Here is a 21,596-nt window from a genome sequence, read left to right as displayed (position 1 = left end):
GGCCCGGACGTATCCGATGGCCCTTCCCCTCTCTGGAGCGATACCCATGAGCACCCACTCTGAGATGAGCCCCGCCGCGACCGGCGTCGCAACCACCTCTGCGTCGCCCGCGAACCTTCAGCGAGAGGACATGGCCTGGCTGCTGCGGCAGTTCGTCTCCGACGTTCCGGGCGTCACGCACGCCGTCCTGCTGTCGCGGGACGGGCTGCGGCTCCTCGACAGCGAGGTGGACAAAGACTGGGCGGATGAGCTGTCGGCCGCGCTCAGCGGTGTGGCCTCCATCGCCTCGAACATCACCGGCCCCAACCACGAGAAGCGGCCGGCCAGGCAGGTCATGATCGAGCGCGACGACTGCCTCCTCTTCGTCCAGAGCGCCGGTCAGAGTGCGGCCTTCGGGGGCCATCCCAGCAACCATCACGGTCTGGTGGACACCGTCCTCGCCGTCATCACCGCCACGGACGCCGACGCCGGCGCCGCCGGGTTCGAGATGGGGCGGCTGCTCCAGAAATTCGCGCCGTTCATGCAGATCCCCGTCCGGGTCGGCACGGGCGACGAGGTCCGGTGAGTACCCACGGCGACGCAGCCGAGGAAGCGTCGTTCGTCCGGACCTACACGCTGACGCGCGGGCGCACCAGGCCGCGGCATCTGCTGGGCGTGGACACCGTGCTGGACGCCGGACCCGGACGGCCTGGCCCCGGTCAGGCCGAGGAGTGCGAAGAGATCCTCGCCCTGTGCGGGGAGCACCGCCGTTCGGTGGCCGAGCTCGCGGGACGGCTCGGCCGCCCCGTCACCGCCGTCAAAATCATCGTCTCGGACCTCCTGGACGCCCACGCCTTGGTCATCTCCGTCACCGACGCCTATGCCACCTCCGAGGAAGACGCAGACGCAGACAAGCGTCCTAACCCCCATCTACTGGCTGCCCTCGCGGCGGGCCTGAAAAGGAAGTGGCCCGATGCCGTCACCTACGCCCAGGCCGGATGACCCGGCCGTGGTGTCGCTGACTCCGTCGCGTCCGCAGGCCGACGCACCGACCGTGCTGAAGGTCGTGATCGCCGGGGGCTTCGGCGTCGGCAAGACCACCGCCGTGGGGGCCGTCAGCGAGATCACGCCGCTGAGCACGGAGGAGTACCTCACCGAGGCCAGCGTGGACGTGGACAGCCTGGAAGGGGTCGAGGCGAAGCAGACCACCACCGTCGCCTTCGACTTCGGCCGCCTCAGCCTGCCCGAGCCCGTGCCCCTGGAGCTGTTCCTGTTCGGCACGCCCGGCCAGGACCGGTTCGGGGACCTCTGGTACGACCTTTCCCGCGGAGCTGTCGGCGCGGTCGTCCTGGTCGACACCCGTCGCCTGGCAAGCAGCTTCACCGCCGTCAGCTTCTTCGAGGACATCCGCCTGCCCTTCGTCGTCGCCGTGAACCACTTCGACGGAGCCCATCGCTACCACCCCGACCAGGTCCGCGTAGCCCTCGAACTGCACGCCTCCGTACCGGTCGTCACCTGCGACGCCCGAGACCCGCGTGATGTCGCCGGTGTGCTGCTGACCCTCGTCGACCACTCCCTGAAGAACGCACCGGCAGATTCCGCTCGCCCTCCATCCACCACCACCCTCCAGGACGCCTGATGTCATACCAGCCCACCGACCGCCACCTCACGGCGCAAACCGATCCAACCGTCCTTTCCTTACCGCACCGCGGCATGCGCAACGGTCTCCACGGCCCGTCCATCCCGTCCGGACCCAGCGTCGCCGGGCCCCCGCCGGCCCACCGGGCGATCGAACTGGGCCAGCGGTACGAGCTTCTGGAGCGCCTGGGCGTGTCCAGCGCCGCCAGCCAGGACTTCGACGAGCTGGCCCAGGACATGGCGGAGAAGGCAGGGTTCCTGTACGGGTTCGTCAACCTGTTCCTGGAGGAGCAGACCTTCGTCGGACTGCACCAGCCGCCGGCGGACAGCGGGTACGTCATCGTCGGCCGCACCATGAGCCACGACCACGGCTGGTGCCCGGAGGTCGTGGCCCGCAAGAAGGCCCTCCCCCTGCACGACGTGCACGCCTCCCCCCGATTCAGCGGCAACCAGGTGGTCGACGCGGTCGGGATCCGCTCCTACTTCGGAGCTCCGCTCATCCACGACAGCGGGACGGTGCTGGGCACGGTCTGCGTCATCGACCCCGAGAAGCGCCCCCTGCACGAGGCTCGACGGCTCAGAGACATCGTCATCAGCGCCGGCGCGCAGGTGATGGACCGCATCGCCCCCGCGCCCGGCCGCTGACCCCGTTCCGCCACCCCCACCCGGGAGCCGTCAGCGATCCCCGGCCGCTCCACCGTGCGACTTTCACCCAGGGAGAGGGAGACGACCATGTCCGCCACACCCGCCACACCGCCTCCGGCGCTGCTGCCCTACCTCACCGCCCGCCACGAACTGCTGTGGGCCGAGGCGGACGCCTTCGCGGCCGAGCACGTCGCGCCGCGCGCCGGGCGGATGGAAGCCGCTCCGGGCCGGGTGGAGCGCAAGGTCGCCGATCTGATGGCCGCGCGGAAATGGTTCGCCGTCACCGTCCCCTCGGCCCTCGGGGGTCTGGCCGCCGGTCATGTGGCCAAGACGGTCCTGATCCACCGCATCGCCTGCGTCTCGGCGGCTGCCGCAGCCATCCTGCAGGCCACCTTGATCCCCGTCGGCGCCCTGCTGAACTTCGCCACCATCGAACAGCAGGCCCGCTGGCTGCCCAGGGTGGCGGACGGTTCGCTGCTCCTGTCGATCGCGGTGACCGAACCGTCCGCCGGCGGACACATCGGCGGCATCGAGACCACCGCCGAACGCACCGGCGATCAGTGGGTGATCACCGGCACCAAGGCCCACATCGGCAACAGCCACCTCGCGGGAGCCCACCTCGTCCTCGCCCGGACCGCCGAGGCCGGCGTGCGCACCTCCCAGGCCCTGACCGCGTTCATGGTCGAATCCGACCGCCCCGGGCTCACCGTCGCCGACCACCGCCCCGGCCTCGGTCTGCGTGGGTTCTCCGTCGGCCACCTCGACCTCGACCACGTCCGTATCCCCGCCGACAACGTGGTCGGAGAGATCGGTCAAGGGCTGAGCGTGGCCCAGAGCAGCAGCATCCTGTACGGCCGGCCCAACCTGGCCGCAGTCAGCCTCGGGATCCACGAAGCGGTCGTGGCCACCACGACCGCTCGTCTCAAGGCGCGTCCCCGCTACCGGGGCGCCCTGTCCGATCTGCCGGTCCTGCAGGACCGCGTCGGTGACATGGAAGCCCGGCTGCGCGCCGGGCGCATCCTCGCCTACCAGTCCGTGCACCTCCTCGACCAGGGCCTGTCCTGCGACGCCGACCTGATCAACGCGAAGTACCTGGGCCACAAGTGGGCCATGGCCTCGGCCCAGGACGCCATGGAACTGCACGGCGCCCAGGCCCTGGACCGCGACTACGTCCTCCAGCGCCTGTGGCGCGACATCCAGCACACCTACCCACCGGCCGGAACCGGCGAAGTCCAACGCATCCGCTTGGCCGACGCCGCCTTCGGAGAGAACCACATCCAGTGGTCCGAACGCCTCGCCGATGCCACCCAGGCGCAGCCCGACCCCACGGCCGCATGAACCCCCGTGCGCGGCGCCCCGTGAATCCCAACCGCCGCGCACGGGCCCGTGCCGCCGGCCCCCGCCCCCCGCGGGGACCGGCGGCACCCCCTCCCGAAACCGTCAGCCCAACCGAGAAAGAGATGCCCGTGACCCTGTCCATGACGACCCGCGCGCCGATCACGCCGCTGAGTCCGGCTCAGCATCGTGTCGCTCAACTGCTCGTGGAGGGTCTCTCCCCCCAACAGATCGCCACGAGGAACGCCCTGGCGATCGAGACAATCCGTCAGTACGTCCGCGATATCAGGCGGTGTCTCCACTTGCCGCCCCGCTGCAAGCCGCACGTGCTCGTGCACTTTGTGCTGTCTGCCGAACAGGTCACCCCGCCCGCAACGGAGCAGTCGGCGCCGGTGCTCACCGAGAAGCAGGGGTTGCTGCTGAGGGCGGTCGCTGAACACAGTGCTCCCCGCGACGTCGCCCTCGCCGCCAAGATCGCCCCCGCCGACCTCCGGACCGCACTCTACGAACTACTCGACACGACGGGCGCCGAAACCGTCACCCAGCTCGTCGTCCTGGCCCACGCGTGGGGACTGCTGGGCGCCAACTCGGCCGGCACGGTGGAGAGCGGGGCCGCCCGGTGAACACGTCACCCGCCGCGCCGTTCACCCAGCCGTCGCCCACCCCTCCGGGCCAGCCCGCACCGGCAACCGTGTACGAGATGCGCACCCTGAGCACGGACGCCGAGCGGGACGAGGCCGTCGCACTCGTCCAGGACCGTCACCGCTGGCTCACCATGCGCGGCCTGCCCGTACCCGCCCAAGCCGATATACCGGCTCTGTTCCGCGACCCGCAGGCCGCGCCCGCCGGGCTGTTCGAGGACGGGCTGCTGCTGGCCTGCATGATCCCGCAACACACGTCCTGCCACGGATGGGACCAAGGTCCGTGCCTCTTCCTGAGCTGCGTCCACACCCTCCCCGACCACTCCGACAACACCGTCCAGCTGATCACCCTGTGGGCCTCCGACTTCGCCGCCAGGCTCGGCCTGCCGCTCGTGCGCGCGGAGGCCCTCGCCAGCGATCCTCTCTACGCTGATCCGATTGCCCCCTTCCTTCGCCGGGTCATCGACATGGGCTGGAACCTACGAGGACCGAGCAAGGGACAGCACGGCGAGCCAGTCGCGCGGCTCGAACTCATCGCCGAGCAGCGGCCTGGGCTTGCAGCTCTCATCGGCTGCCGGGTCCGGGAGCCGCGGTCCGCCGCGGACAGCCGGAGCATCACGTGACGGCTACCGAACCGCTGCGGCCGGACATCGCCCGCGAACTCGTCGACCGGGCCACGAAAGCGGCAACACGTCGGGCGGGGCGCGTGCGCAACCACCTCGACGGCGTCCGCCTCGGCCAGGGCCGACACTCCGACCACGCCGACGCCAACTGGCTGCGCCGCATCCTGGCCGAATACGGCTGGCCCGGCCACCGTCTCGTCGGCCCCGATGCCGCCCGCGCCGCATGGAGCATCGCTCTGCACAGCGACGACCAACCCGACTTCCAACGCACCGCCACCGTCCTGCTGGAGCGCGCCGCGAAGGCCGGCGACGCGCGCATCGACCACTGGGCGCACCTGCACGACCGCGCCCTCATCACCAGCGGGCGCGCCCAGGACTACGGAACCCAGCTCCTGCTGAATCCCGAGGGCATCACGCTGTGTCCGCTGCGCGCACCGGAGTCGGTGGACGGGCGCAGGGCCACCGTCGGGCTGCCGCCGATCACCGTCGCTCTGGAGGCGGTGCGCCGCCGGTACACGGTGGGCCACCTTGCCGAGGACGCTCCGACCGTCGTGCTCGGGGAGGCCGCATGACGAAGCGGACCTTCGGCGGACGACATCTGAACGCACGGCGAGCGCCGTTTCCCATAAACCCCCTCTCCGGTGCCGGGCTTGTATTTCGCTCCCCCGGTCGGCCGACGCTGGAGAGCGCCCAGAGCAGCACCTCAGAAGGGACAATCATGTGCTCGCACACTCCGCCCTGTCCGCCCGCTGACGGGCCCGACCGTGAGGGCGCCAAGGTCGTCGCCCGGGACAGCGGCGTGGGGTTCTCCCGGCTCTGTAACGGTGTCCTGCTCTTCGAGGACACCGGTGGCCTCCAGCCGGACGGCCAGATCATCGAGCCGGACAGCGCGCCTCTCAACGGGGCCCTCACCCTCCGGAACTGGATGGGATTCTGATGGACCTGATCGTATTGGACGAGACCGGCCGCCACGAGGACGTGCGCGAGCAGGTCGACAGCATCCTGGCCCTGGTCGCCCCGCTGGTGAAGCCGACGACCGGCCTGGACCTCCCGGGCTTGGTGGCCTTCCGGATCGTCCCGGTGGAGACCTGGCAGTCCGAGCAGACCGCGACGATGGCCCGCCGCCTGCTGACCTACCAAGAGCTGAGGCCGTTCTTGAATCGGCCCGGGATCGCGCTGCTCGGCACCGTGATGCTCCGCAAGTTCCGCCAGCTCTCCGCAGACCTGGGCGGGGTCATGGTGATGGCCGCCACCCAACCCGGCCCGGGAGCCGACGAATCCCAGACGCTTCTCGTCCCGGAAGCGTTGGAGCACACCGGTGTCCTGTCCGACCCGCAATTCCTCACTCAAGTGGTCGTGCACGAATTGGTCCACCACGCGCAGAACCGTGCGTCAGGGCACCGAACGAACTGGACCGAGCGCACGCCGAAGACCCTCCTCGGTGGAAAGGGCGTGTCCCTCCTGGAGGAAGGACACGCCCGCTGGGCGGACCAGGTCATCACCCGCGACTTGTTCGACACCGCGGTTGATGCCGACAGCGCACCGAAATCCGAGTCGTACAAGGAAGTGGCCAAGCGCAAGGAGCTCGCTCGCCTCAAAACAAAAATCAACCCGTACAAGGTGGGCCGGGCGCTCGTCGCGTCGGCGATCGAAACCGTGGGCACGCAGGAGCTGAACGCGGTGTGGTCCAACCCGCTGCTCCTTCCCAGCAAGGACGAGGTGGCCGACGCCGTCGCTGCCCTTGCCGCCGATAAGCCCACGCGGCCCAAGCTCTGGGCATCCCGACTCGGAAGCGCGACGTTCACCGACGCCGGCGTACGAAGCTCCGCCGACTGACCGTCCTCCTCCCCCAGAAGGCCGCGCCCTGCCCCCAGCCCCGCACGAGCGGACGGTCGAGACCCTGCACGCACCCGTCTTCGCCTCCCCGCAGGCCCGCCCGCCCCGGTCGAGGAGCACGACGCCCCCTGCCCACTATCAACCTCACGGACACACCATGAACAACGGCGAGACCACTATCCCGAAGCCGAAACGCCAGTTCTACTGGCAGGGACTACATGTGCCCTTCATCGCCCCCTGGAGTAGCGAACGGGTTCTGCCCGGCACCATCGTCCGCAGGACGGGCGTCGGCGGCACCGGGATCGGGTACGCCGACGAGCTGAGCCGAGCCGATCGCCGCCGAGGCGTCCTGTGGGTCAGGCAGTCGATCGCACAAGGTTCGGGCACTCCGGCCCTGGGCGACGTGCACCCGCTGAGGCAGCGCCAGGCCCTGCACCACATGCTCTGTCAGGTATGCGGGGAGACGACGTACGACGCCGACTTCGCTCGGTGGGGAGAGCGGCACCTTTTCCTGGCACGAGCGCTGAAAGGGCGGCCGTTCAGCGAGGGAGAACAAACCTCGGCGCCGCCTGTCTGCCTGCCCTGCGCACACGAGTCGATCAACGCCTGCCCTCAACTGCGTAAGGGATACACCGCAGCTCTGGTCAAGTATGCGCAGCCCTGGGGCATCGCCGGAGTCGACTTCGACGAGACGACACTCCGGATGATGCCTCTGCCCCCGAAGCAGCACCTCAAGGTCCACATCGATCACCCAAGGGAACGGTGGACGCTCGCCATGCGGGATATCCAGACCCTGCACGGCGTCACCCCCGTCGACCTGGTCGACCTCGGCGGCACCATGTCCCAGAGCAGCCGAACGGAGTTGCCGTGACCTCCCCTGACTACCTGGGGGCCACCCCCCGAGCGGCGCGGCCCCAGGAATACGCGGGCCACATTGTGCTGCGCGTGTACCTGCGGCACCTGAGGGAGTCCTCCGGCACCAGGCTGGGCACGATGGCTCGACGCACCGGAGTGAAGACGGCGCGGCTCGCCCGCATCGAACGCGGCACTGGCCTCCGCTTCTCCCTCAAGGAGGCTTCGGCATTCGTCCCGGGCTACGTGGGCCAGGACCACGCGGCGCGCCGGGCCCTGCTCCGACTGGCCGGCACCCACGACGAAGGCCCGCCACGGACTGCCGTGGACCAACACCCGGACTGGGAGGATCGGCTGGCCGCGGTGGAAAAGGTGGCGATCTGCGCCCGGTTCTTCAGCCAGTGGGAGATCCCCCACGCCTACCAGTCACCGCAGTACAGGGCTTGGCGTGCGCGGGCGACCGGCCATTTCCACTCTCCTCGTCCACTCGCACGAGCACGGCCGCAGGCTCGACGAGACGGCGCACCCCTGCTGATCCTCCACGACCGCGTGCTGCGCCGGCCTCTGGGCGGCTACTCGGCGTTCGCCGAACAACTCGCCCACCTCCTCTGCGAAGTACGCAACGAGCGGCTCCGGCTCCGGGTTCTGCCTCCGACGCCGGGCTTCGACGACCACCCGTACTTCACCGTCACCGAGCTGTTGGTGCGTTCGCCGAGAGAAACTCCGCAGCCGCCGGTGGACGGCTACTCCCCCGAGCCCCCACCGATGCGCCTGTACGTCTGCGAAGGCCCCCGTCTCAGGTACTCCAGCGGGATCGAAGGGATCCAGCGCGAGGGTGCGTTCCTCAACCAGGCCACGGCCCTGTGCCTGTCCCAGGATGCCTCCGTGCGCCTGCTGAAGCGTGCCCACGAGCGGTACGCGGCCATGTCCGCCGACCCGCCCCTGCTGGGCAGCGGGTGATGAAGCGGCTCCTGCAGATCGTCGTCTTCGTCGGCGCCATCGGAACGGTCGTCACGGCGGCGCAGATCGGCCCGATCTGACCGGGCACCCCTTCGGCCCGAATAGCCTCGCACGCCCTCGCAGACATAACGCGCAGCAGCCCGGCAGGACACACCGACCCCCAGACACCACGGCCCAGGCGACTTGCCAGCCGCCCGTCTGGCAGCAGACCCCGAGGCCCGACCGGGTCTCGGTATCCCGCACCATCCACCACTCCTAGGAGGCATGCATGACCGCTGTCCAGGCCGAGAGGCCGACCGCTCCCGCGCAGGCGGACCTCGTGACGACCGACGACGACCCGTTCGGGCTCGACATCACCTTCATCGAGGGCACGCCGGCGGCCGAGACCGTCCTGATGTGCAGCACGGGCGACACCTGCGGCAGCTCCTGCCCCAGCGCCTGCACCACCTCGTAACCCGGGACTCCCCGGCAGCGCGTGCCGGACGGGGGGCTCTCCCCGTCCGGCACGCCCCCGCCCGTCACGCCAGAAGATGAGGAGAGCGCTGATGACACGGCAACGGCCCAGTCAGTACGAGGGCGCGGGGCAGGCCATGCTGCGCGCTGCGGTTCACGTCGCCGAGCCCGCCATGCCGCCCTGGCCGGCGTCCACAGCGACTGCGGAAGAGTGGCGCGCGTGGCTGAGCACGGTGTGGTCCGACGCCGACTTCCGCCGGACTGTGTCGCAAGCGAGCCCTCACCTGTCCGAGCAGGTGCAAGCCATCATGGCGGGCCGCACTCCGAAGGTACGTCGAATGCGCCGGGCAGCGCTGGCCACCGCCCGCTACGCGATCCGCCACGCCCGTCGCTCAACCCCCTACGGCCTGTTCGCCGGCGTCGCCCTGCTCGGCTTCGGCCGGTCCGCTTCCGTCCGCTTCGGCGAGGAGCACCAGGCCGTCACCCGCCCCGACCCCGCCGGGCTCGACGAGATGCTCAGCACCTGGGAGAGCGATGCCCAGCGCATGGTCGATGTCGAAGTTTGCGTCAACTCCCTGATCCGGCAGCGCGACCAGCACATTCACGTTCCGTCCGAGGGCGATGCCGAATTCCGTATTGTCCTCAGCCCCGTGCTGCGCCTCGTGCTCGACCTGGCCCGAACTCCGATCGAGTACCGCCAGTTGTCCGACAAGCTGGGCTCGGAGTTACCTGCCGCGAGCGAAGCGGCGCGCGACCGGCTTCTGGGTGAACTGCTACGGGTGAGGTTGCTGCGCTCCTCGCTCCGCGCCCCCGCGACCTTCGCCTTCCCCACAGACGTATTACCGGCCGCGGTGAAGGTCCAGGCGGCGGGCCTGCGGACGGCGTGCGACCTGCGGCTGGACGCCGATGTGCGACTGCCCCAGCAGGTGCTGACCGAGGCGGAGACGGCGGCGACCATCCTGGCCCGCCTGGTCACCCATCCGAACGGGACACCTACCTGGCGCCGGTGGGCCGCGCAGTTTACCGAGCGCTACGGCGAGAACACCACGGTGCCGGTGGAGGTGGCCACGGATCCCGACCGAGGTATGGGCTTCCCGGCCGGGTTCGTCACGGCGAGTGAACCGCCCCGGCCGATGTCCCGGCGCGACCGTCTGCTGCTGGAGCTGGCCGGCACCGCCACAGCCGAAGGCGATCACACCGTTTCTCTGACTGGGACCATGATCGAGGAACTGGAAGCCGCGGCCGGAGAACCTCAAGGATGGGCGCCCCACCTCGAACTGGCCGCCCAGGTGCACGCCACCTCCGTCCAGGCCCTGAACCGGGGCGACTTCCGGCTGCGCGTTCTGACCGTGTCCCGCTCGGCCGGATCGATGACCGGCCGGTTCTGGCACCTGTTCCCCGGCGCCGAGGAAGCGTACGCGCACCTGCCCACTGTTGATCCGGAGGCGGAACTCGTACAGCTCTCGTTCCACGCCGGGCGGGTACCGGCCGACCTGCTGACCCGCGCCCCGCAGGCCCTACCCCGCGTCGTCAGCGTCGGCGAATTCCGTCGCCCCGCTCCGCACGTCCTCTTCCCCCGCGACCTCGCTGTCACCGTCACCGGAGGCCGCCCCCAGCTGGTGGAATCCGCGACCGGCAAGCGACTGGAGCTGCTGGCCCCCACCGCGATCAACTTCCTGTGGAACAACTACACCCCGCCCATGGCCCGCTTCCTCGGCGAGATCAGCCGGGCCGCGCACCCGCAGGTGACTTGGTTCGACTGGGGCGCGGCCTGGGCCCTGCCCTTCACCCCGGCCCTCACCTACCGACGCACCATTCTCACAGCCGCACGGTGGAAGATCCGCAGCCGCACGCTGCCCGCCCGCACCGCACCACTCCATGAGTGGGCAAACCAACTCCACTACTGGCGTACCCGGTTCAGCGTGCCGGAGCGGGTCCTGCTTGCCGAGGACGACCAGCAGCTCCCCCTCGACCTGACCCGCGATGTCGACCTGGACCTCCTGCGCGCACACCTGGACGCCAGCCCCTTCGGCATCGCCACTCTGCACGATGCTCCCCCGCCGGCCGCCGACGGGTGGATCGACGGCCGGGCCCACAGCATCGTCGTCCCCCTGGCCAGGCGCTCATGACCACGGCACCCGTGCCCCGTCGGCAGGATCTGTCCGAGGGCGCCCTGGGAATGGCCCTGCTCGACATCGAACGGCGGGACCTGTCCACCGCCCGCCGCCACCTCGCCCAGGCGACCGCCCGCGGTGTCAGTACCGGCAGCAACGCCAGCCTCTTCCACGGCGCACCCGCCCTGGAGTTCGTCCTGGCCCGGGCCTACGCGGCCGGGGATGACGTCCGCGCGGCCGTCGACCAAGTCGTAGACGCCCGGCTCGCCGCCGCCCACCGCCGTCAGGCGGCCGGCGCGCTGCCTGACCTCGCCGAATGGGACCTCATCCGCGGCCTGAGCGGACTCGCCGCCCTGCTGCTGTCCCGCCGCCAGCCCGCGCCCCGGCTGCCCGCCGTGCTCGCCCGCCTCGTCGCGCTCGCGCACCCCGCCGACGGTGAAGGCCGGGTGCTGCCCGGGTGGTGGTCGGCGGTCGGCCCGGACGGGAAGGAGATGGCCGGTGGGCATGGCAACAACGGCATGGCCCATGGCGTCGCGGGGCCTCTGGCCGTGCTGTCCCTCGCCTTGCGCGCCGGAGTCAGCGTCCCCGGTCAGGAGGAAGCCGTCGGCACGTTCGCGACCTGGCTCGACCGGCACGGCACCCACTACTGGTCCACCGCAACCCACCTGGACGCCGAGCAGCCGACCGCAGCGGAACCGGCCCGCCAGTCCTGGTGCTACGGCCAGCCCGGCATCGCCCGTGCCCAGCAGCTCGCCGCACTCGCTCTCGGCGATCCCGCCCGGCGGCATGCGGCCGAGGACACCGTGGAGGGAATCCTGACCGACCCGCGGCACCTCGCCCGGATCACCGACTCGACGCTCTGCCACGGCTGGGCCGGCCTGCTGGTACTCACCCGCGCTGTCGCCGCCGACAGCCCCGCCCCCGCACGCTTCACACCGATCATCCAGGACCTGCACCGACGACTGGCCGCTGACTGGGAACACCTACCCAAACCCGGATTCATGGAAGGCCGCGTCGGCGCCCAACTCGCGCTGCACGCGACCGACATCACCGGCTGGACCCGCGCTCTCCTGCTCGCCTGACCCCGCCCTGCCGCCTCGCAAGGAGCCCTTGCCCATGACCTTCGACGACGAGAACCTGTCGCCCCCTCCGGACGCGTCCTGGTGGCACGCATCCGTGACCTTCCCCGTTCCGCACAGGGACGCCGCCCTGGCCCTGGCGTCCGCACTGGCCGGACACCGCTTCCACTTCCTACGCAAGGACGCCGGTATCCGCCTACGCACCCAACAGCCCGCCATCGACCTGCTGGACCAGCTCGTCGCCGACCGCGTCGTCACCAGCTGGACAGGCGGAATCTACGAGCCGGAGACTCATGCCTTCGGCGGCCCCGACGGCATGGACATCGCACACGACGTCTTCTGCGCCGACAGCCCGGCCGCGCTCGCAGAAACCGGCACCCCGGGCGCCCGCGAGCGCAGCGTGATGCTGCTGTCCGCCATGATCCGCGAGGCCGGGCTGGACCCGTTCGAAGCCGGAGACGTGTACGCACGGTGGGCCGCCCTGCGGCCCCCCGCCACCCCACCCCAGCAAGCCGCGCTGGACCGGGCCGTCTCCGCGATGCGGCGGCTGATGAACGCGGACGCCGCCCGGCGGCCCGACGCGGAGGCGGGCTGGGCCGAGCGCGTCGCCGCGTTCGAGGACGCCGGCCGCCGCCTGCGCCAACTCGCCGCCGACGGCCGACTGATACGCGGAATCCGGGGTGTCATCGCCCACCACGCGATCTTCGCCTTCAACCGCGCGGGCGTGCCCGCCGAAGCGCAGGCCGCCACCGCGTGGCTCGGCCGTCACGTCGCCTTCTCCACCGGAGAAGGCGACGTGTCTACCCGCAAGTCCGTGTCCGCGGACTTTAGCCTCCCTCGAATGGAGACCACAGTGACACCCGTTACCGACCCCAACCAGCTGCGCGAAGCCCTCGCCCAACGACTCGTCGACAGCGGCCACCTGCGCAGCCAGGCGGCCATCGACGCCTTCCGTACCACCGACCGGCACGCCTTCCTGCCCGGCGTCGACCTGGACGCCGCGTACAAGGAGGACGCCGTCCCGATCAAGCACGACGCGTACGGCGAGATGATCTCCTGCATCTCCGCGCCGTCCATCGTCGCCACCCAGCTCGAACAGCTCGGTGCCCAGCCCGGCCACAAGGTCCTGGAAGCCGGAGCCGCCACCGGCTACAACGCCGCCCTCCTCGGCAAGATCGTCTCCCCCGACGGGCAGGTGTGGACCCTCGACGTCGACCAGGACCTCGTCGCGGGCGCGAGCCGGCACCTCGCCGAGGCCGGCGTCGACAACGCCACGGCGGTCATGGCCGACGGCGCCGCCGGGCTGCCCGAGCACGCCCCCTACGACCGGATCATCTTCACCGTCGGCGCCGGCGACGTCCCGGTGAAGATCCTCGACCAGCTCGCCCCCGGCGGACGCCTGGTCCTGCCGATGCGCATCCGAGGCAGCATCTCCCGGAGCTTCGCCTTCGAACGCGACGGCGACACCTGGAAGACCGTCTCCTGCGAGATGGCTACCTTCATCCCGCTGCGCAAGGGCGTGTGCGACGACGTGTACACCCTCGTGCCGATGGCCGGTGAGGGCAACGTCCGGCTGGAGACGTTCAGCGAACAGCACGTCGACCGCGACGCGCTGCCCTTCGTCCTCGACCAGCAGCAGACCAAGCTCTACACCGGGGTGAAGTTCCGCGCGGGATCGGCGTGGGAGTGGCTGTACCTGTACCTGGCGTGTGTTCTGCCCAACGGCCTGTCCCGGCTTCCGGGCCAACGCCCCGGCTTTACACCGCACTTCGGCTGGGGATCCATGGCCGCGCTCGACGGCGGGTCGCTGGCGTACCTGACCATCCGCGAGGGCGATGACGAGCAGGGCCGGTACTGGGAGATCGGCGTCATCGGCCACGGCGAGAGCGGTGCCGGCCTCGCCGAGCGCGTCGTGGACGAGATCCGCGCCTGGGACGCGAGCGGCGGCAACGACGCCCCGGAGCCGGGATTCCGGATGGCTGTCGCGGACTCCGGTGGCCCGCTCACCGCCGACGACTCGCGCTTCGTCGTCGACAAGCCCTACAGCCGTCTCGTTGTCGACTGGGCGCGCAAGGGCTGAGCCGATGATCCCCGCGTTGGTCAGCCGAATTCCCCTGGTCCTCCGCACCAAAGCACCGGCACTCCCATTGGAGAGCCGCTTCATCCACCTCACCGGGCTGACCGTCGCGCCCGCAGGTGCGGGCCACCACGACCTGGTGGCCCGCGCCTGCGGGATCCTCAACTACGCCGCGCTCATCGCATCCGACATCGGCCTGTCCGGTCTGGCCACCGACCTGTGCTGGCGCCAGCACCAGGTCTTCGCCGACGCCGGGCGCCTGAGCGGACCGATCGGCGTCATGTCGCTGATGCCGCTGGTCAACCTCTCCCGGCTGTTGACACGCGACGGCCAGGGCCAGGCCGCCTATGACCTCCTCGCCCGACTCAATCAGGCCGCGCGACAACGGGCGAAGGTAGAGATCGACGGCCGCACCGTCGACCTGTCCGCGCTGACCAGCAGCGACGCCGATCACCGGCAGGTGTGCCAGGAGCTGTGGGTCACCCTGCTCGTGGACGGCGCCCGCGCCCTCGCCCGCATCGGCCGGTGGACGGAGGCCGCCGAAGCCATGGCCAAGCACCGCGGCATCGGCAACCGCCTCCTCGACGGCCGCCAGATCAAGATCATGGCTCTGATGGAACAAGGACGAAGCCAGCAGGCCCTCGACCTGATCGACGCCACCCAGCCCACCGAACCCTGGGAGAATGCCATCGGTCTGCTCCTGCGAGCCCACTGCCGTCCCGCCGGCGTACCGATTGCGCGGGCCGACCTCCAGCACACCCTGGACGAAGCCGCCGTACTCATCGCCCCTCCCGACCCGTCCACCGCCGTGTTCCAGACCCGGGTGGGCCTGACCGCCCTCGAACTCGATCCCTACGGGCAGTACGCGGGCACGCTGATCGAAACCATCGTCGAGGCGGCCCGGCTCGATGCCTACGCCGCCCGCGACGTACTGCGCCACCCCCTGGCCGCGTCCGCCCTGGACCGCGGCTCGACCCACGCGCTCAACTCGGTGATCGCCGCGGCCGGACTGGGATCCGGCGTCCTGCCCGCCCCCCACCACGAGGCGCTGACGGACGCGGTCGCCCAGGCGGGTGCAGAGCTGGAAAGACTGCTCACGACGGAACCACATCCCCTCTAAAAGCGGGACGACCGGAAAAAACTCGCGGATGGTCCGCCGTCACGCGGCGGCGTCGGCGTTTCGGCCACTACTGGTACAGAGCCGCTCCAAGCCGGACCAGGGATCCCGCGCCCGCAAGGTTCCTCACGCCGGAACTAGAAGGCTTCCCAGCACGACCGAATGACGTGTGTTCGATATCGCAGCCGTGTCGTTAGACCTCACGACTCTGCCGCAGTGACCGTCCTAGGGGGAACGATGACCTCGGCCATCACACCAGAGCAGCAGCCCAACGGCGCCTCGCAGAACGACGAACCGGATGAGGCCGGTGTTCGAGAGGAGGAATACCTCTACCGAGACGAGTCCCGGCTCCAGGCGGGATCGCTGTTGACGACCCGCACGATGGCCCGGCGACTGCCCGTGCTCGTGCTGCGTTCCGTGAGAATGGCATGGCGGGTGGATCGCCGTGCAACGGTCGGGCTGCTGGTGTGCCAGGTCGGAACCGGCGTCCTCGCGGCTCTCGGCCTCCTGGCCGTCACGGGGACGATCACCGCGCTGATCTCCTCGGGCGTCATCACCGAGCGGCTGTGGGACGCCGCTCCGCAGCTGGCTGTCATCGCTGCGGCGACCGGGCTGCGCGCGCTGCTGGGCATCGTCGTGGTCTGGCTGACCGGGCGTCTGCGCCCGGTTCTCGCCCGGGCGGCGGAGCTGACGATGGTCGAGGCCGCGCTCGGCGCAGAACTCGCCGCCAACAACCAGCCCGGCTACAACGACGCCTACGACATCGCTGACCGCGGCGCCCAGGTCACACCCGATCTGGTGGAAGAAGCTCAGGGTGTGCTCGCGGCCACCGCGACGCTGGCGGCCGGCGCCACCGTCCTGACCGTTCTGCACCCGCTGCTCCTGCCGCTGCTCTTCCTTGCGTGCCTGCCGCAGGCAGCCGCCTACGTCCGGTCCGCGCGCGTGATCTACCTGGCGGGTCTGGAGACCTCCGGGCGGCGGCGGATGTTGAGCAAGCTGCGCTGGCACATGGCGTACATGGAATCCAGCGAGGAGATGCGCGCCTGTTTGGCCGGCCCGTTCCTGATCGGCCGGTACCGAAAGCTTGCCGCCTCCGTCAACGCGGCTGAGCGCAAGGCCGCGAACACGGGTGCCTGGATGGGCATGGCCGGTGCTCTGGCCGGCGGGGTCGCCTCGATCGCAGTGTGGGCGGCCCTGCTGTGGCTCCTGGCCTCCGGCCGCATGAGCCTGGCTGCCGGAGGCGGCGCCGTCTTCGCTCTCCAGACGGCCACCGGCTCCGTGCGCGGCATCATCAGCGGAGGGGCGCGACTGGTGCGCACCGGCTGGTACGTACAGGACTGGCAGAACTTCCTCGACAACGCCCACGGCCAGGCCATGGCCGACTCCCGTGGCACCGCGCCCCTGCCCGCGCCCCCGGAGCGCTTCGAGGTCCGGGACGTCACCTACCGCTACGACGGCGCCCCGAAGGACGCCCTCAGCGGAGTGTCCCTGCACGTGCGGCGCGGCGAGATCGTGGCCCTGGTCGGGGAGAACGGCTCCGGGAAATCCACCCTCTCCCGCCTCCTGTGCGGACTCCTTCTTCCCACCGAAGGCGAAGTGGCCTGGGACCACACCTCCACGACGGAACTGGACCCCTGGCAGGCGTGGAAACAAGTCGCCCTGGTCCCCCAGAAGTTCACCTACCTGCCGCTGACGATGCGGGACAACATCAGCTTCGGCCAGGGCGACACGAGCGACGCGGCACTGCTCGCCGCGTGCGAGGCATCCGGCGCCTCAGAGATGCTGCCCAACCTCCGCTCCGGCCTGGACACCCTCCTGACCAGCGAGTGGTTCGGCGGGCAACAGCTCTCCGGGGGCCAGTGGCTGCGCCTGGTGCTCACCCGCGCTTTCCACCGGCAGGCGGCGCTGGTGGTGATGGACGAACCGACAGCAGCACTCGACGCACGAGCCGAATACCGGATCTTCTCCGGCCTCCGCGAACTGGCCAAGGACCGCGCGATCCTGCTGATCACGCACCGGCTCACCAACGTGGCCATCGCCGACCGGATCGTCGTCCTGGACAAGGGCCGGATCGTCCAGGAAGGCACGTACGCCCAACTCACCCAGTCCCCCGGGCTCTTCCAGTCATTGTGGGAGCTCCAGCGACGGATGAGCGGCGAGATCGCCTCATGACCGTTGCCCACCCCCCCGCCGCGCACCTCCCTGCGCCCCGCCCGAAAGGCAATACCCGTGGCCTCTCCCGTCTCCCCCTCGGATCGCGTCGCGTCGCAGGGTCCGACATCGCCGGCGCAGCACGCTGCGTCCCGCCACGCGGTGTGGCTCGGCAGCGCCGCGATCATCACCGACCAGATCGGCCGCGTCCTGCTGGTCCACCCCACCTACCGCGAGGACGACCGGTGGCTGCTTCCCGGCGGAGTCGTCGAAGCCGGTGAACACCCGCACGACGCCTGCCGGCGCGAGATCACCGAGGAGCTGGGCCTGACGGACCTGCCCCTGTCGCGCGTGCTCGCCGTCCACTCCCTCTCACAGCACCGCCCGTACACCAGGCCCGGCGCACCCTTCCCCGGAGAGATCCGGTACGTCTTCGACGGCGGAACCCTCACCCCCTACCAGACGAAGGCAATCCGTCTGCCCCGGGAGGAGCTGTCCGAGTTCGCTTTCCTGGAGACCCGGGACGCGGTACAGCGGCTGCGCCCCGTGGACGGGCAGATCATGCTCGCCGCCTACCGCGCCCGGCTCGGGAACACCGCCACCGCCCACCTCGCCGACGGCCGGCACATCCTCGACGCCCCGCCGCTGGACCGCCATGACGTCCACGTCCGCTACCGCCCCATGTGGGACAGCCCGCTCAACCGCACCCCTGTCCCCGAGCGGCTCCCCGTGCAGCAAGCCTGGGCGTGGTGCTTCGTTCCCGACGGAAGAATCGTCCTCGTCGCCGACCCGGCTCCCCGGGGCGCCCTGCCCATGCTGCCCGGCGGCACCGTGGAGAAGACGGACACCACACCCGAGGCCACCCTCCACCGCGAAGCCGCCGAAGAAGCCCAGCTCACCCTGACCGATCCGGTGCGGCTGGGCTGGGTACTGGACGAGACCGGCGAGGTCTACGGCGGAGTGGGACCCAACGCCCGGCTCCGCCTCGCCGCCCGGATCACCGCCATCGGACCGGCCGCCGTCGATCCCGCCACAGGCCGCCCCTTCGCACGCATGCTCGCCACCCCCACCCAGGCAGCCGCCCTGCTGGGATGGGGCCCGCCCGGAGAGCGGCAGGCCCAGCTCGCCGCGGAGACGGCGCGCGAGCAATGGGGTCTACCCGCCGCTCGTGCCACCGCCATCGAGGAGATCCCCGCGGAGGGGATGCGGCTGAGCTGATCGAACGCCCCGCCCCGCGTCATCCCGCTCCATGCACCTCTGAGGTAACCCATGCCGCTGTCGCACGACCACATCCGCACCACCGTCGAGACCTACCTCGCGCGCCACCCTCACGAGCGTGAGCAGCTCGGTGCCCTCCTGGACGCCCTCGGACGTCCCACCGACATCGCCAGCCGCTCCACCTTCACCGGGCACGTCACCTGCGGCGCGATCGTCGTCGATTCGCTCGGCCGCGTTCTGCACGTGCTGCACCTGGCGAGCGGCAGGGTCCTCCCGCCTGGTGGACACAGCGAGCCTGCTGATGAGTCCCTGGCAGCAACGGCCCTGCGGGAACTGCACGAGGAGACAGGGATTCCGCCCCAGGCCGTCACGCCGTGGCCCGGATACGAGACGGTGCCGCTCGACATCGACATCCACGACATGGACGCCCGCCCGGGCAAAGGCGAACCCGGCCACCAGCACTTCGACCTCCGGTTCCTCTTCCGCCTGCGCACCGCGACCGCGCCGGCGGTCGTGCTGCAGGAGGAAGAGGTCGGCGGCATCGAGTGGCGATCCGTGGACAAAGTGGCCTCCCCCTCCCTGCGCGAGAAGCTGCTCAAGGTTCCACTGACGGTCGAGCCGGAGACGGCCAACGCCTCCGTTCTGATCTACAACGACCGAGGCGAGTACCTGCTTCACCTGCGCGACTACTTCCCCGGCCTGATCTGGGAGCCGGGCATGTGGTCCCTGCTGGGCGGCGGACGAGAACCCCAGGACGCCACCCTGGAACACACCGCACGGCGTGAACTGGCCGAGGAAGCCGGACTCGACATCGCCGACCTGACCCCGTTCGGCACCGAGTACGCCTCCGACGAAGCCGGCGGAACCGTGCCCATCGCCATCTACGCCGGCCGCTGGAACGGCGACCCCCGCGAACGGCCGACGGAAGGGGTGATGCTCGCCTGGTTCGCCCCGGAGGACCTCCACCGCCTCCGCATCACGGACACCACCAGCGACCTCGTGCGACGCCATTCCGCCAGCCGCCCGACCAGCACCGCGTCCCAGAGCGGGCTCGCACCGCAGAAGGAGGGACGTCCAGCTCCACCGCACGGCACGGTCCTCAACGTCATCGGCGTCCACCTCTACCTGGAAAGGCCCGACGGAACCGTGCTGCTCGGGCTGCGACACCCCGACTCCCCGTTCGCGCCGTCCACCTGGCACGTCCTGGCCGGCCACTGCGAGCAGGAGAATGCCATCACCTGCCTGATCAGAGAGGCACGGGAAGAAGCCGGGCTCCACATCGAGCGCCAGGACGTCGAACTCGTCCACGTCATCCACCACATCGACAAGGCCGGGGACCAGCCCCGCATGGGCCTGTTCTTCCGCGCCCGCACCTGGAGCGGCGAACCGGAGCTGCGCGAGCCGGACAAGTGCACCCAGTGGGCGTTCTGGGACCCGAACGCGCTCCCCGACGACCTCGTCCCCTACACCAGGGTGGCCATCGGCAAGATCCAGAACGGGGAGCTGTACAGCGAGATGGGCTGGCCCGCATGACCGGCACACCGGACCGCGCACACCGTCGCGTGTCCACCACGGCTGCGGCCGGCCGTCCGGACACTCGCCTCGTGGTGATCCGCGGCAACTCGGCGTCAGGCAAGTCAAGTGTGGCCCAGGGCCTGCGAGATCACCACGGCCGCGGAATCGCGATCGTGAGCCAGGACGTGATCCGCCGGAACGTACTCAGGGAACACGACACGGCTCGCGGCGCCAACATCGCCCTGCTGGGCACCATCGCACGCGAAGCTCTGAACGCCGGCTTTCACGTCGTGCTCGAAGGGATCCTGTACGCCGACCGCTACAGCCGCATGATCACGTCACTGGTACGGGACCACCGCGGCGTCTCCAGCTGCTACTACCTCGACGTGCCGCTGGAGACGACGTTTGCCCGACACGCGTCGAAGGCTGATGCCGCGTATCTGGAGCAAGTCACCGACAACCACCTCGCCTCCTGGTACCGCGATTTGGACCTACTGCCCGGCGGGCTGGAGACCGTGCTCCCTGCCGACAGCACCCTGCAGGGCACCATCGCGCGGATTCTGCGCGAAACCGGCCTAGCCTCTGCCTCGTCCATACCGCCGCCGCAGTGCAAACCGTCGCAGGGAGACTCAATGAACAATCTGGTGCTGATGTCCGATCCGCGGGTCGCCGCGATCCCGGTGCGCGAGTGCGGAGAGCCGCTCGTCGACGTGCGTGATCACGGCTTCCGCGTCGATCCCCGCAGGCAAGATCCGCTGGGCGCGTTCGCCCACATCCGCGAGGGCGTCCTGGCCCGGCTGGAGCACGCCCGCTCGCTCCTGCCCGCCGGCACCGACCTGCTGTTCATCGAGGGCTACCGGCCACTGGCCCTCCAGCAGCACTATTTCACCGCGTACCGGGACGAGCTGGCCGCCGCTCACCCGGACTGGGGGGCTGAGCAGCTGCACCACGCCGCCAGCCGGTACGTGTCGCCGCCGGAGATCGCGCCCCACTCCGCGGGCGCAGCGGTGGACGTGACCCTCGTCGACCAGGACGGCCACGAACTCGATCTCGGCACCCGTGTCAATGCCTCCCCCGAGGAGAGCGACGGTGCCTGCTTCACTCACGCCCCGAACCTCAGCGATCCTGCGTATTTCCACCGCACGCTGCTGCTCAACGCCATGGAGGACGCAGGCTTTACCAACTATGCGACCGAGTTCTGGCACTACTCGGCATCGGACCGGTACGACGCGCTCATGCGGCAGGAGCCGCATGCGCTCTACGGAGCGATCGAACTTCCTTAGCGTGTCGACAGCCTCGTCCGCTTCCACGCCGCCCACGCCGATCCGGCAACACAGGAGCGTGGCCACCGCACCCCTGACCC

21 protein-coding genes are annotated in these 21,596 nt (G+C 70.3%); all 21 read left to right on the top strand.

Annotation, left to right across the window (positions count from 1 at the left end):
• Nucleotides 1–46 precede the first annotated feature (46 nt).
• The 21 genes from AB0F29_RS06855 to AB0F29_RS06755 all read left to right on the top strand — a co-directional run bounded on the left by AB0F29_RS06855 (nt 47) and on the right by AB0F29_RS06755 (nt 21,516).
• Entirely contained in the window at nt 47–565 is a 519-nt protein-coding gene (locus AB0F29_RS06855; RefSeq protein WP_361868183.1) for a roadblock/LC7 domain-containing protein, read from the top strand.
• Nucleotides 562–981: a DUF742 domain-containing protein gene (locus tag AB0F29_RS06850; protein ID WP_361868180.1), complete on the top strand. Its 420-nt coding sequence runs from the start codon at nt 562–564 to the stop codon at nt 979–981. The genes AB0F29_RS06855 and AB0F29_RS06850 overlap by 4 nt, the downstream gene beginning before the upstream one ends.
• A 52-nt stretch (nt 982–1,033) precedes the next feature.
• Complete coding sequence (locus AB0F29_RS06845; protein WP_361868717.1) at nt 1,034–1,618, top strand: ATP/GTP-binding protein; 585 nt, start codon at nt 1,034–1,036, stop codon at nt 1,616–1,618.
• Nucleotides 1,618–2,262 (top strand): GAF domain-containing protein, encoded by a 645-nt coding sequence (locus AB0F29_RS06840; protein WP_361868178.1) that lies wholly within the window; start codon nt 1,618–1,620, stop codon nt 2,260–2,262. The genes AB0F29_RS06845 and AB0F29_RS06840 overlap by 1 nt, the downstream gene beginning before the upstream one ends.
• Nucleotides 2,263–2,349: 87 nt before the next feature.
• Nucleotides 2,350–3,600: an acyl-CoA dehydrogenase gene (locus tag AB0F29_RS06835; protein ID WP_361868175.1), complete on the top strand. Its 1,251-nt coding sequence runs from the start codon at nt 2,350–2,352 to the stop codon at nt 3,598–3,600.
• Between the two features lie 122 nt (nt 3,601–3,722).
• A complete protein-coding gene (locus AB0F29_RS06830; protein WP_361868173.1) occupies nt 3,723–4,220 on the top strand; it encodes a helix-turn-helix transcriptional regulator in 498 nt (165 codons plus the stop codon).
• Nucleotides 4,217–4,861 (top strand): hypothetical protein, encoded by a 645-nt coding sequence (locus AB0F29_RS06825; protein WP_361868172.1) that lies wholly within the window; start codon nt 4,217–4,219, stop codon nt 4,859–4,861. The genes AB0F29_RS06830 and AB0F29_RS06825 overlap by 4 nt, the downstream gene beginning before the upstream one ends.
• Entirely contained in the window at nt 4,858–5,433 is a 576-nt protein-coding gene (locus tag AB0F29_RS06820) for a DUF6624 domain-containing protein (protein ID WP_361868169.1), read from the top strand. Before AB0F29_RS06825 ends, AB0F29_RS06820 begins: the two co-directional genes overlap by 4 nt.
• A 146-nt stretch (nt 5,434–5,579) precedes the next feature.
• Nucleotides 5,580–5,798: a DUF5999 family protein gene (locus AB0F29_RS06815; RefSeq protein WP_361868167.1), complete on the top strand. Its 219-nt coding sequence runs from the start codon at nt 5,580–5,582 to the stop codon at nt 5,796–5,798.
• On the top strand, nt 5,798–6,697 hold the full coding sequence (locus AB0F29_RS06810; protein WP_361868165.1) for a zinc-dependent metalloprotease: 900 nt from the start codon (nt 5,798–5,800) through the stop codon (nt 6,695–6,697). The genes AB0F29_RS06815 and AB0F29_RS06810 overlap by 1 nt, the downstream gene beginning before the upstream one ends.
• A 157-nt stretch (nt 6,698–6,854) precedes the next feature.
• Nucleotides 6,855–7,568, top strand: coding sequence for a hypothetical protein (locus tag AB0F29_RS06805; protein ID WP_361868163.1), 714 nt, complete (start codon nt 6,855–6,857; stop codon nt 7,566–7,568).
• The gene (locus AB0F29_RS06800; protein ID WP_361868162.1) at nt 7,565–8,509 is read left to right on the top strand and encodes a Scr1 family TA system antitoxin-like transcriptional regulator; all 945 of its coding nucleotides are present in this window, start codon (nt 7,565–7,567) and stop codon (nt 8,507–8,509) included. Before AB0F29_RS06805 ends, AB0F29_RS06800 begins: the two co-directional genes overlap by 4 nt.
• A 268-nt stretch (nt 8,510–8,777) precedes the next feature.
• Nucleotides 8,778–8,963 carry an FxLD family lanthipeptide gene (locus tag AB0F29_RS06795; protein WP_361868159.1) on the top strand — a complete coding sequence of 62 codons (186 nt, stop codon included), beginning with the start codon at nt 8,778–8,780 and terminating at the stop codon, nt 8,961–8,963.
• 172 nt (nt 8,964–9,135) lie between these two features.
• Nucleotides 9,136–11,091 carry a lantibiotic dehydratase family protein gene (locus tag AB0F29_RS06790; RefSeq protein WP_361868716.1) on the top strand — a complete coding sequence of 652 codons (1,956 nt, stop codon included), beginning with the start codon at nt 9,136–9,138 and terminating at the stop codon, nt 11,089–11,091.
• Complete coding sequence (locus AB0F29_RS06785) at nt 11,088–12,158, top strand: lanthionine synthetase C family protein (protein ID WP_361868157.1); 1,071 nt, start codon at nt 11,088–11,090, stop codon at nt 12,156–12,158. The genes AB0F29_RS06790 and AB0F29_RS06785 overlap by 4 nt, the downstream gene beginning before the upstream one ends.
• Nucleotides 12,159–12,192: 34 nt before the next feature.
• On the top strand, nt 12,193–14,235 hold the full coding sequence (fxlM, locus tag AB0F29_RS06780) for a methyltransferase, FxLD system (RefSeq protein ID WP_361868155.1): 2,043 nt from the start codon (nt 12,193–12,195) through the stop codon (nt 14,233–14,235).
• Between the two features lie 4 nt (nt 14,236–14,239).
• A complete protein-coding gene (locus AB0F29_RS06775) occupies nt 14,240–15,352 on the top strand; it encodes a hypothetical protein (protein ID WP_361868152.1) in 1,113 nt (370 codons plus the stop codon).
• Between the two features lie 234 nt (nt 15,353–15,586).
• The gene (locus tag AB0F29_RS06770) at nt 15,587–17,521 is read left to right on the top strand and encodes an ABC transporter ATP-binding protein (RefSeq protein ID WP_361868150.1); all 1,935 of its coding nucleotides are present in this window, start codon (nt 15,587–15,589) and stop codon (nt 17,519–17,521) included.
• A 141-nt stretch (nt 17,522–17,662) separates the two neighbouring features.
• A complete protein-coding gene (locus AB0F29_RS06765) occupies nt 17,663–18,718 on the top strand; it encodes an NUDIX hydrolase (protein WP_361868147.1) in 1,056 nt (351 codons plus the stop codon).
• A gap of 51 nt (nt 18,719–18,769) precedes the next feature.
• Nucleotides 18,770–20,251 (top strand): NUDIX domain-containing protein, encoded by a 1,482-nt coding sequence (locus tag AB0F29_RS06760; protein WP_361868145.1) that lies wholly within the window; start codon nt 18,770–18,772, stop codon nt 20,249–20,251.
• Nucleotides 20,248–21,516, top strand: coding sequence for a M15 family metallopeptidase (locus AB0F29_RS06755; protein WP_361868142.1), 1,269 nt, complete (start codon nt 20,248–20,250; stop codon nt 21,514–21,516). The genes AB0F29_RS06760 and AB0F29_RS06755 overlap by 4 nt, the downstream gene beginning before the upstream one ends.
• Nucleotides 21,517–21,596: the final 80 nt, after the last annotated feature.

Origin of the sequence: Streptomyces sp. NPDC026589, assembly GCF_040638385.1 — a bacterium.
In the GTDB taxonomy this organism is placed as follows: domain Bacteria; phylum Actinomycetota; class Actinomycetes; order Streptomycetales; family Streptomycetaceae; genus Streptomyces.
Note: the sequence above shows the minus strand (reverse complement) of the source record. Positions and strands in the feature narration are given on the sequence as shown.

Coding starts and splice junctions, on each gene's coding strand:
- AB0F29_RS06770 (WP_361868150.1), top strand. CDS start 15,587: ATGACCTCGGCCATCACACCAGAGCAGCAGCCCAACGGCGCCTCGCAG.
- AB0F29_RS06840 (WP_361868178.1), top strand. CDS start 1,618: ATGTCATACCAGCCCACCGACCGCCACCTCACGGCGCAAACCGATCCA.
- AB0F29_RS06760 (WP_361868145.1), top strand. CDS start 18,770: ATGCCGCTGTCGCACGACCACATCCGCACCACCGTCGAGACCTACCTC.
- AB0F29_RS06755 (WP_361868142.1), top strand. CDS start 20,248: ATGACCGGCACACCGGACCGCGCACACCGTCGCGTGTCCACCACGGCT.
- AB0F29_RS06775 (WP_361868152.1), top strand. CDS start 14,240: ATGATCCCCGCGTTGGTCAGCCGAATTCCCCTGGTCCTCCGCACCAAA.
- AB0F29_RS06805 (WP_361868163.1), top strand. CDS start 6,855: ATGAACAACGGCGAGACCACTATCCCGAAGCCGAAACGCCAGTTCTAC.
- AB0F29_RS06835 (WP_361868175.1), top strand. CDS start 2,350: ATGTCCGCCACACCCGCCACACCGCCTCCGGCGCTGCTGCCCTACCTC.
- AB0F29_RS06810 (WP_361868165.1), top strand. CDS start 5,798: ATGGACCTGATCGTATTGGACGAGACCGGCCGCCACGAGGACGTGCGC.
- AB0F29_RS06795 (WP_361868159.1), top strand. CDS start 8,778: ATGACCGCTGTCCAGGCCGAGAGGCCGACCGCTCCCGCGCAGGCGGAC.
- AB0F29_RS06855 (WP_361868183.1), top strand. CDS start 47: ATGAGCACCCACTCTGAGATGAGCCCCGCCGCGACCGGCGTCGCAACC.
- AB0F29_RS06785 (WP_361868157.1), top strand. CDS start 11,088: ATGACCACGGCACCCGTGCCCCGTCGGCAGGATCTGTCCGAGGGCGCC.
- fxlM (WP_361868155.1), top strand. CDS start 12,193: ATGACCTTCGACGACGAGAACCTGTCGCCCCCTCCGGACGCGTCCTGG.
- AB0F29_RS06790 (WP_361868716.1), top strand. CDS start 9,136: ATGCCGCCCTGGCCGGCGTCCACAGCGACTGCGGAAGAGTGGCGCGCG.
- AB0F29_RS06815 (WP_361868167.1), top strand. CDS start 5,580: ATGTGCTCGCACACTCCGCCCTGTCCGCCCGCTGACGGGCCCGACCGT.
- AB0F29_RS06830 (WP_361868173.1), top strand. CDS start 3,723: ATGCCCGTGACCCTGTCCATGACGACCCGCGCGCCGATCACGCCGCTG.